We start from the raw sequence: 10892 nt of genomic DNA on the forward strand, positions 1-10892 counted from the left end.
TAATATCAAGTCGGGTTAATTACCCGCGATATGAATAACCTTGCAGTATTCCAAAAGCACATCTCGAAACCCATTGAGCCAGAGGTACTGGTTCAGGTAGTCGTTCAATTAATTCATCTGAATTAGCTTCCACCGTCCTGTAAAAGCGGGAACCTGACGGTAAAGGTTGCCCCGTTCTCTTCTCCTGCACTATCAGCATGAATTGTACCGTTATGAAGTTCGACAATATGACGGGCGATCGCCAATCCTAATCCCAGTCCCTTTACTGAATGTGCCCCTTCAGCTTGACGGAACCGCTCAAACACCTGGGGTAGAAAATCAGCCGTAATTCCAACACCTGTATCTATTATCTGAATTTCAGCGTAAGCGGCATCATTGTTCACGACTGATAGTTCAAGGGCGACGTTGCCGGATGCGGGTGTGAATTTAATCGCGTTGGTCAGGAGATTGATGAGAACTTGACTAAGGCGATCACTATCTCCCATGACGACAACAGGTTCTGTAACAGTTTTCTGCCAGGTTAAATGGATGCCTTTGTCTGCGGCGAGTTGGGTGACCGTTGCGATCGCGGTTTCAATCACAGGCTGCAATTCAATAGGTTGAGGATTGAGACGGAGTTTGCCTGCGGTGATGCGGGAGATATCCAGGAGATCTTGCACCAGCTTGCCTTGCAGCGTGGCGTTACGCTCGATCGTGTCTAACGCTTTGTTCAGCATCACTGGGTTGGGTGGACTGCTCCGTAACATGCGTGTCCAGCCAAGAATCGACACCAGAGGGGTATTCAGTTCATGGGAAACGACGGAGATAAATTCATCCCGACTGCGAAGCGTACTTCTTGCTTCTTGCAATGCCTCTCCACGTAGCTGTGCCATTTGCAGATGAGCCATAACGCGAGAGACGAGTTCTTGCGCTGAGAAGGGTTTGACCAGGTAGTCATCGGCTCCGGCTTCTAATCCTTCAACGATCGCCTCCTCACCCGCACGCGCCGAAAGCAGAAGGATGGGAATTTCTCTAGTTCGTGGGTCTGCTCGCAACGCTCCCAGTAATTCAAACCCATCCAGTCCTGGCATCATCACATCACTCAGGATGAGATCGGGCACTCGTGTTTGAGCCGCTACCAGAGCTGTTGCTCCATCTGCGACGGCTTCCACTTGAACGTGTTCGCTGAGGATACGGGTCAAATACTCCCGCATGTCGGCGTTGTCATCGACTAGAAGCACACGGGCAGAAGCGAGGGTTGGAGGCGGGACTTCGGAGGTTTTGAAAGCCTCCGAAGTCTGGGATGGTAGCCACCGTTCCGCTTCTTCTACATAAGAGGCAGCACTCATTCCGGTGGATGCCAAGGTGCGGGTTGGGGAGCGATCGCCTTCATCTTGAAGGCGATCGCTGGGCAGATGCTTCGTCCCAAATGGTAGAGAGACTGTGAACCATGTCCCCTCTCCTAACGTGCTATTAACCTGAATCGTGCCGTTATGCAGTTGAACCAATTCATGCACCAGAGCAAGACCGATGCCTGATCCTTCATAAGTTCGTGCTTGGGTGCTGCGAACTTGATAGAACCGCTCAAATAAATGGGGTAAATGTTGGGGAGCAATTCCGGTGCCCGTATCTTGAATGTGGAGAATCGCTTGATTGCTGTCTACAGGATGTAACCGAACTGTGATTGCACCCTCAAAAGTGAATTTGAATGCGTTGGAGAGTAGATTCAAAACAATTTTCTCCCACATCTCCCGATCGACAAAGACAGGTTCAGGTAAAGGTTTGCAATCGACAATCAATTGCAAGCCTGCTCGTTCGATCGCTGAACGAAAAACACTCGCGAGTTCTGTAGTGTAGTTGGACAGGTCGGTCGGTTCATAGACCGCTTCCATACGTCCAGCTTCAATACGGGAGAAGTCGAGTAACGTATTAACCAGTTTCAATAAGCGCAGGCTGTTGCGGTGAGCGAGTTGGAGTTGCTGCCTTAGGGAAGATGGGGAAGGTAAGGAAGGTGAGGAGAGTGTTTGATCTCCCCCATCTCCACAAACTCCTTCCAAACTCCTCAACGCTTCCTCCAGTGGCGAAAGGATCAGTGTCAGCGGTGTGCGGAACTCGTGGCTGACGTTGCTGAAGAAGACGGTTTTGGCGCGATCGAGTTCTGCCAGTGATTCGGCGCGCTGTTGTTCTTGTTCACGGGCAGATTGTTCTCGCACTCGCTGAAGTTCTGCTTCCCGCAAGTTTGCTTCGGCACGGGTACGTTCGATGGTTGCCCAGGTGCGATCGGCAATTTCTTCCGCCAGATCCATCTCAAACGTTGTCCATTTCCTTGGTGTGGTCTGGGTGATAGCGAGAATGCCAACAGGCTCTCCCTGCTTGATCACAGGCACGTTGATACCAGCAATAATTTGCAACTGCAAGCAGGTCTGTCTCAGGTTCTCATCCAGCACGTTCGTCGTGTGGACATCCTCAAAGACAAACGGCTGACCGCCTTCAAGCATGGCTCTGAAGATGGGGGAATCTTCTAGAGGATACGCCCCCACCACCGACGGTAAATCTGCTTGGGAGGCATCCCGCCGGATGATGGCACTACCGTCAATAATTTCGCAGTAGTAACATCGGTTTGCTCTAAAGAAGTTCATGGTGGTGTGCGTTACGGTTGCCTGAATTTCAACCGCATCGGAGAGCGATCGCAGGGCATCCGACAACTGCACCCGAAACGCATCCATTTCAGCAAGACGGTGCAACTGTTCTTCTGCGCGGGCGCGTTCAACCGCCGCCCAAGTCCGCTCTGCCGTCTCCTCGACCAGGGCGATCTCTTCTGCTGTCCACTTCCGTGGAGTGGCTTGGTGGACGGCGAGGAAAGCTTTGAACTGCCCTTCTTTGACCAGTGGGACACCGATGATGGCTTCGATCTCGACAGCCTCGTATGCAGCCCGCTCGTCCACTGACAGGTTGGGCAAGTCATCCAGGCTGCTCCACAACAGGTTCCGACCCGCCCGCCACGTCTCCATGACAAACTCCCCATAGTCTTCGAGCTGGTGCCACCCGACCCTGGACGGCACACCAGCCGTGTAATCGTTGACACGGATGAGCGTCTGCGAGCCTGAACCCTCGAACATCTCGGAGTAGAGTACCCGGTTCGCTCCGAGGTGTTCGCCGAGTACGCGGCAGGCGACCTCCTGAACGACGAGCGGGTCGGCAAGAGATCGCAGGGCATCGCTCAATTGCAGCATGTAGGCTTGCCGCTGTTCAGCGCGTTTGCGATCGGTGATGTCGTTGAAGACGGCGGCGACGCGGCGGCTCTCCTGCCCGCCGACTTTGAACGCATAAAAATCAAACCATCGATCGTGCGGTTGGGCGTATCGTTCGGCACGCACGGACTCGCCCGTGAGCGCGACGTGCCCGTAGATCTCATACCAGTACTCTTCGTAATTCGGGTCAGTCTCGCGCATCCGTTGCCCAGAGAAGTCCCGTCCAGCGAGGCGCACGGCTGCCGGATTCGCTTCGAGGTAGAAAATGTCAATCGGCTTGTCGTTCTCGTCGAAAATCACCTCGGATAGGAGGTAGCCTTCGTCCATCGTTTCAAACAGCGATCGATATTTTTCCTCCGATTCGCGTAACGACGCTTCAGCACGGGCGCGTTCAATTCTGAGCCAAACCCGCGCGGAGAGTTCCCGTAAAAGCTCGATTTCGTCCTCGCGCCAAACCGAGGGCTTACTGCGCGCGACGCCCAGATCGAAAACCCAGCGTCCATTGCTTAAGTAGGGAGTGTTGACAATCGAACCGATGTCGAACACCTCAAACGATGCGATCTGTTCGGGCGTGCGCGTTCCGTCGCGTACGTCGTTGACGATCATCGAATGCCCGGCGCAGAGCAGACGGTGTTCCTCTTCGGTGTGATAATCGGCGAGTACGAAGCTGCCGCTGATTTCAAGCTGACCGGGGGGATGACTGGGGAATAGATAGGTGCATGTGCCCGCCTCCGGGAAAATCTCGACGAACATGTAGCGCGACAAACCGAGATATTCGGTGATGCGTTTGCCCGCTATTTCCATGACTTCTTCGGCAGTGGCGAGCGGCGCAAAATCGTTCATCAAGTCGGCGAGAAAAGTGAGATTCGCCTCGCGGCGTTTGCGATCGCTGATGTCGTTGAAGAGAATCGCCACCTTGCGCTCCTGTGGCTCACCCATGCGGAAGGCGTAAACGTCGTAAAATCGCCCCAGTTCCTCAGCCACGTTTTCAAACCGCTCTGGTATTCCAGTTCGCGCAACTCTGCCGTAACTCTCAAACCAGTGTGCCTCGTGCTGTGGCACTAGCTCATGCATGGTTTTACCGATCGCATTTACCAGTCCGGTTTGTTGCTCGAAGGCTGGATTGGCTTCTAGAAAGCGATAGTCAAATGCGTTTCCAGATTCATCAAACAATACTTCGATGACGCAAAAGCCTTCGTCGATCAAATTGAACAGCGATCGATATTTCACTTCCGATTCCCGCAGGGCATCTTCTGCCTGTTTGCGATCGACAATTTCTGTTTCTAACACCGCATTCGCTGCCAGCAATTCTCCTGTCTGACGCTGCTGCAACAGCAAAGCGGTAGCCGTAAAGTCTGCCAGACTCATCATGATTCGCACATCTTCTGAGTCAAACTGCCGCTGCTCATCGTGAGACATGATCCAGATCGTGCCGAAGACGTGGTTGTCGGCAACCAGCGGCAGCACCAACCCTTCGACGATCGGGATGTTCGCGTCCTGAAAGTAAATGAAATAGCGTTCAGGATGGGAAAAAAGCACAGGAGAACCCTGGTCGAGACAAACCCCGCATGGGCTAAAGTTTCGGGGAGTGCTGCCGCCCACATGGTGGGCTAAAGTTCCTGCCAGAGCAGTCCAGCGAAAAATTTCTTCTCCGTCTGCTGTGGTTTCCAACAAGCTCAGTCCAGTCGTTCCTGCCTGGCATAGCTTCAGCGCCGTATCGACCAGTGTTTGCATCAGGCTTTCTGAGTCTTGCGCCATTTGCTGAGCGATCGCTCGCATAGCTTCGGCTTCTACCTGCCAGTTTGGTGGACGGGGAGCGCGTCGCGATAGCTCTTCAGTCAGCAAAATATCGTTGAGCGTAACAGTTTCAGAATGGGGGTGTTGCATGGCAGTTAAATTTGTAGTTCGTAGTTCGCAATTCAGAATGAGGAAATCGCTATTTCGAGTTACGAATTGTCCATTCGTAATGGCAAACGAACTATAAATGTTGCCCCTCTCCCCTCTCCTTTGCTAGCAACCTTGATCGTCCCCTGGTGCAATTCAACTAAGAGACGAGCGATCGCCAATCCAATTCCCACGCCTCCCGGGGAATGACGACTGGGCACTTCTGCCTGCGTGAAGCGATCGAAGACAGAGGGTAGAAAATCAGGACGGATACTAATTCCGGTATCTGTTACGGTAATGTGAACCTCAGAGTCAACGCATTCAAGCCGAACGGTGACTTGTCCGCCCTCTGGCGTGAATTTGATGGCATTCTCCAGCAGGTTCGCAATGATTTGTTTGAGGCGATCTCCATCCGCAAACATATTGCTCGGCACCTGATCAGATATTGTTTCAATCAGTTGAATATTCTTTGACTCAGCCGTTTCCCGAAAGCTTGTTGCGACATTGCGAACCAGAGAAGCCAGATCAACAATTTGAGATTTCAAACGCAGTTTGCCAGAGAGAAGGCTTGCCATATCCAGCAAATTCTTGAGCAGGTTTGCCTCAATCGTGGCGTTACGCTCGATTGTAGCGAGTGCTCGTGCCATTGCGTCAGGTTCAAGGGATTTAGTTTGTAGAAATCGTGCCCATCCCAGAATGGTCGCCAACGGGGATTGCAGTTCATGCGTGACCGTCATGAGAAACTCATTCTTGAAGCGGTTAGCGGATAGCTCCTGGCGAAGGCGGGACATTTGCAGTTGTGTTTCCACCCGCGCGATGAGTTCACGAGCAGAGAAGGGTTTGATCAGGTAATCATCGGCTCCGGCTTCCAGTCCTTCCACCGTTGCCTCTTCGCCTGCTCGTGCTGACAGGAGGATAATTGGAATACTTTGAGTGATGGGGTCAGCTCGCAACGTTTTGAGCAGTTGGAATCCGTCTACCTCCGGCATCATCACATCGGTTAGTACCAGATCGGGGAGTTGGTGTTGGATTAGATTGAGAGCGATCGCGCCATTGGCAGCCGTCTCCACCTGCCACCGTTCACTCAACAACCGCTTCAGATAGTCGCGCATATCGGCGTTGTCATCGACCAGCAAAATTTGGCTGGATGCCGATGAGGAAACGTGGGCATAGGTTGGTGCAAAGGGTGTTTCTCTTCCTTTCTGACTTGTGACTGCTTGGATACTTTCATTCTCTTGGGGCAACCATTGCAACGCCTCCTCTACATAGGGTGATGTCCCTATTGTGGTTGATGCTAACGTGCGATTTGCCCCAATCCGTTCCGTGGGCAAATGAGCGCAGCCAGTGGGAATCAACACGCGAAAGCAACTGCCTGATCCTTCAACACTGCTCACCTGAACGGTTCCCCCATGCAGGTTGACCAATTCCTGAACCAGGGATAAACCAATCCCTGAACCTTCAAACGTCCGTCCTTGCGCTCCTTTGACTCGGTAGAACCGCTCAAACAGATGTCCGATTTCTGCGGCTGAAATGCCAATACCCGTGTCTTGTACCGCTAGCTCGACCTGGTTATCAACGAGATGTAAACGAACCGTAATTGTGCCTGTAAACGTGAATTTGAACGCATTTGAGACTAAATTGAGAACGATCTTCTCCCACATCTCCCGATCAACATAAATTGGCTCAGGCAGAGGAGCACAATCCACCACGAAGCGCAACTTTGCCCGCTCGATCGCAGACCGAAAAACACTGGCTAGCTCTGTGGTAAAGGTGGAAAGGTCGATGGGTTCGTAAATCGCTTGAATGCGATCGCTCTCAATGCGTGAGAAATCTAACAGCGTATTCACCAGCTTGAGCAACCGCAATCCATTCCGGTGAGCGAGTTGGAGTTGCTCCTTGAGGGAGGATAAGGAAGTAGGAGGGTGAGAGGGTGAGTTTTGCATGGCTTCCACTCTCTCACTCTCCCACTCTCCCACTCTCGCCAAAGCATCTTCCAGCGGACCCAGCATCAAGGTGAGCGGGGTGCGAAACTCATGAGAGACATTGCTGAAGAAAGTCGTTTTGGCGCAATCAAGCTTTGCCAATGCCTCCGCCCGTTTGCGCTCCGCTTCATAGCTTCGAGCAGTAGCGATCGAGCTTTCAACCTGCTGAGCTACCAGTTCGAGAAATGAACGGTATTCTGAACTGAACTGGAGGCGAGGACTGATTCCAGCAATCAGCAAACACTCCACCCGTTCTTTGTTGCTCGATAGGATCGGGAGAATAAAGGCAGAATGGGGACTTTCGAGCCACGGGTCAACCGATAGCACTCCGAAGCGATCGACAACATCTGTGATCAGTTGCGGTTCGCGGCTTTGCAGCACTTTAGCCAGCGGCCAGCCACCAGACTGCTCGCTCAAATCGTTTGCATCTGTGTGTGTGGTTAGCGCAATGGTTGGGGATGCAGCGGCACTGTCGGGGGGCAACCCACTTGAAGCGACCAGTTCTGCTAAGTTGCCTTGGGAATTGACCTGGTAGAACAGAGCAAAGGGAATATCGTAGGGGTTAAGCGTATCAGCAGTAGACAGACAGACAGACTGTAGTGTTTTTGCACCGCTTCCGGCTGTGGCTAGCTCGCGTAACATTGTTAAGCGACGTTGACCAATTACTTGCTGAGTTGTTTCGGTCACGGTGCAGAGTACGCCACTGATAGTACCTGCCTCGTCTCGAACAGGGCTGTAGCAGAAGGTAAAGTAGGTTTCTTCCAGATAACCGAAGCGAATGGGGTGATAAAGCTGGTCTTTGGCAAAGAAGGCGTCGCCTGTGGTCATGACGCCATCAAATAGTTGCTTGGTTACATCCCAAATCTTTAACCAGGTTTCACAGGCGGGTTTTCCCAGTGCTGTTGGGTGCTTTGTTGCAAGGATCGGAGCAAAGTCATCGTTGTAAAGCTGGATGTAATCATGCCCCCAGAAAATGCTTTGAGCAAAGCGAGACGCAAGTATGGTGCTGACGGAGGTACGCAGGGACGACGACCAGTTTTCAACCGGGCCTAAGGGAGTGGTTGACCAGTCGAACGAGCGCATCAAAACTCCCATTTCGCCACCGCCTGCAAATAGGGATTCAGAGAGGGGATTGGGGGATTCGGAAGCGATCGTCATACCTGGCTCTCCTGGATCGCGATGCAGCTTTCAAGTCAACTCTACCAATTCTGTTTCAGACTGATGTTTGCCCAGCCAATTGCGTGATCGTCTCCACCCACTCGATCGGCTGAGCAAACTTGTGCAAATGTGCCTCAAACCCAGCCTTTCGAGATTCCTCCCAGTCCTCATCCTGATAAGCCGTAATCGCAGTGGCGGGAAGATGCCCTCCCTCCTTCGCTTCCAAATCGCGAATTTGCCGAATCAAGTCATACCCACTGCCACCCGGCATCCGAATGTCACAAACCAATACATCGGGTTGGAATGGCTTTAATACCTCAAATGCCGCTGCTGCGCTGGCAACTGCCTTGACGCTCATCCCATGCGACTCTAAGACAACCGTGATGAATTCCCGAATATCTGCTTCGTCATCCACCACAAGCACCCGTAACCCATGAAGCGACTGAGGCATTTGTGTCATCAGCATTTCTCCTTTTGCTCAAATTTCTGTCCAGATAGGTAGCAGGAAAACATAAAGTTGCCTATGTTTTCCTGCTACCTATCTGTCTCCACTCTCCTTGTCGAAGAGTGACGATCGCGCTGATGAATGCATCCGGGTCGATCGGTTTTGTCAAATGTTGCTGAAAACCAGCCGCGATCGCTTGCTGTTGATCCATCTCTCTGGCATAAGCCGTTAAAGCGATCGCAGGAAGCAGTTTGTCTTGATGGAGTAGACGTGAGCGAATCTGCTGTATCAGTGCATAACCATCCATCCCCGCCATCCCAATATCGCTGATTAAGACATCCGGCGTGAACTGATCCAGGGCTTGTAGTGCCTCAAATCCAGAGGCAACGGCTGTCACCTTTGCGCCACCCTGTTCTAATACAAAAGCTTGAAAATCACGGGTATCCGGCTCGTCATCTACCAGCAGAATATGCAAACCTGCTAGAGGAGCGTCAAGGGCTGAGGGCGGAGTATTCAGTGCTAAATTTCCAGTTCTGACTGAATTTTGAGTGTTTTGCGACAGCGGCAATTCAACGACAAAGGTAGCCCCCATTCCCTCACCCTGGCTTTCTGCTTTGATTGTGCCACCATGCATTTCTGTGATTTGCTTGGCGATCGCTAGTCCCAGCCCCAATCCACCAAACTGGCGGGTTGGGGCTCCATCTTCCTGACGGAAATGCTCAAAGATGTAGGGCAAAAAGTCAGGTTTAATCCCCTTTCCAGAATCTTTGACTTGAATTCGTGCAGTTGCCCCCTCTGAAGATAGCTGAATGGTAATGTACCCTCCTGCAGGTGTGAACTTGATGGCATTAGACAGCAGATTCCAGATCACTTGCTGTAATCGTCCAGCGTCACCGTTCACAGTGCCCGCGATCGGTGAGATGATTGTCTCGATTTGCTGTGATTTCGCTTCGGCAGCAAGTCGAACCGTTTCCAGTGCGGCGGAGATGACGAATTGCAGATCGACAGTTGTGATAGTCAGGGCAAGTTTGCCGCGCAAAATGCGGGAGATGTCGAGTAAATCGTCGATCAACTGCACCTGTAGCTGAGTATTGCGCTCAATGGTTTCTAAGGCATGAGCGGTTCTGGTCGCGTCAAGTTTGCCATTGCGAAGTAATTTTGTCCAACCCAGAATGGGGTTGAGGGGCGATCGCAGTTCATGGGAAAGGACTGCCAAAAATTCATCTTTAAGCCGGTTAGCCTGAGCAAGTTCTTCGGCTCTTTGCTGGAGTGCTTTGACCAGTTGCGATCGCTGCAAAGCCGTTGACACCTGATCGGAGACGGTCTGCATCAGTTCTAGTTCTTCTGGTAAGAAGCGATCGCGAGTGCGAGTACCAAAACCAAGCGTCCCGATCGCCTGATTGTTGACCATTAATGGGTAACTGGCATAAGCCCTGATTCCAAGGGGTTGTAATGCAGCAGCCAAAAACCCTGTAGATTCCAGAGCCTTTTCAATCACAGCCGCTGTCTGGTTTTGAACTACATAGCCGCAAACTGCTTGCCCAAGCTCTAAAGTTTTAGCCGCTGATGCAACTTCGGCAGAGATGCCACTATGGGCAACAAGCCGCAAACGCTGCTTATCTTCCTGTAGTAGATAATTGACATAAATCTCTAAGTTGAGATGTGCCGACAGCTTTTGAAATAGAGTGTTGAGAAATGATTGGGAATTCTCGTTTAACAACAACTCGTTGGTCATCTCAGAAAGCAGTTTTAGCCGATCATTCTTCGCCTGGATTAAAGCTTGAGCATCAATTTCACTTTGGATGTCGGTGCAGGTTCCCACCCACTTCGTCACCTGCCCAGCCTCATCTTTGATGGGAGTGCCGCGAACCAACTGCCAGCGCCATTCTCCGGTGTGGAAGCGAAACCGATGTTTGATTTCCACAGGTTCACCCGTTTCCAGACTATGTTTCCAATCAGGCAACGTGTTTGCCAGATCCTCTGGATGCACCACATTCTGCCACTGCCAGCCATAAAGCTGTTCTGGTGGCAAACCAACATAGTCTGCCCATTGCTGACTCAGATAGTCTACGCTGCCATCAGGCGTTGCTGTCCAAATCAATTGGGGAATGGTAGCAGTCAGGGTGCGGAACTGCTGCTCACTGTCGCGCAGGGCAATTTCTACTTGTTTGCGATCGCTAATGTCACGCCCCG

General features: G+C 51.9%; 4 protein-coding genes. All 4 read right to left on the minus strand.

Annotated features, from left to right (window positions below; translation table 11 throughout):
* Nucleotides 1–122: 122 nt before the first annotated feature.
* Nucleotides 123–5117 carry an ATP-binding protein gene (locus tag H6G89_RS35345; protein ID WP_190513835.1) on the minus strand — a complete coding sequence of 1665 codons (4995 nt, stop codon included), beginning with the start codon at nucleotides 5115–5117 and terminating at the stop codon, nucleotides 123–125.
* A gap of 59 nt (nucleotides 5118–5176) precedes the next feature.
* Nucleotides 5177–8254, minus strand: coding sequence for an ATP-binding response regulator (locus H6G89_RS30745; protein ID WP_190513836.1), 3078 nt, complete (start codon nucleotides 8252–8254; stop codon nucleotides 5177–5179).
* A 55-nt stretch (nucleotides 8255–8309) separates the two neighbouring features.
* Nucleotides 8310–8714 carry a response regulator gene (locus H6G89_RS30750; protein WP_199337026.1) on the minus strand — a complete coding sequence of 135 codons (405 nt, stop codon included), beginning with the start codon at nucleotides 8712–8714 and terminating at the stop codon, nucleotides 8310–8312.
* Nucleotides 8715–8775: 61 nt separating this feature from the next.
* Nucleotides 8776–10892 (minus strand): PAS domain-containing hybrid sensor histidine kinase/response regulator (locus tag H6G89_RS30755; RefSeq protein WP_190513838.1); only part of this gene is annotated, 2117 nt, incomplete at its 5' end.

The organism is Oscillatoria sp. FACHB-1407, assembly GCF_014697545.1.
In the GTDB taxonomy this organism is placed as follows: domain Bacteria; phylum Cyanobacteriota; class Cyanobacteriia; order Elainellales; family Elainellaceae; genus FACHB-1407.

Bases quoted from the DNA above. Each gene is read 5' to 3' on its own strand.
- H6G89_RS30750 (WP_199337026.1), bottom strand. From the start codon at position 8,714: ATGACACAAATGCCTCAGTCGCTTCATGGGTTACGGGTGCTTGTGGTG.
- H6G89_RS35345 (WP_190513835.1), bottom strand. From the start codon at position 5,117: ATGCAACACCCCCATTCTGAAACTGTTACGCTCAACGATATTTTGCTG.
- H6G89_RS30745 (WP_190513836.1), bottom strand. From the start codon at position 8,254: ATGACGATCGCTTCCGAATCCCCCAATCCCCTCTCTGAATCCCTATTT.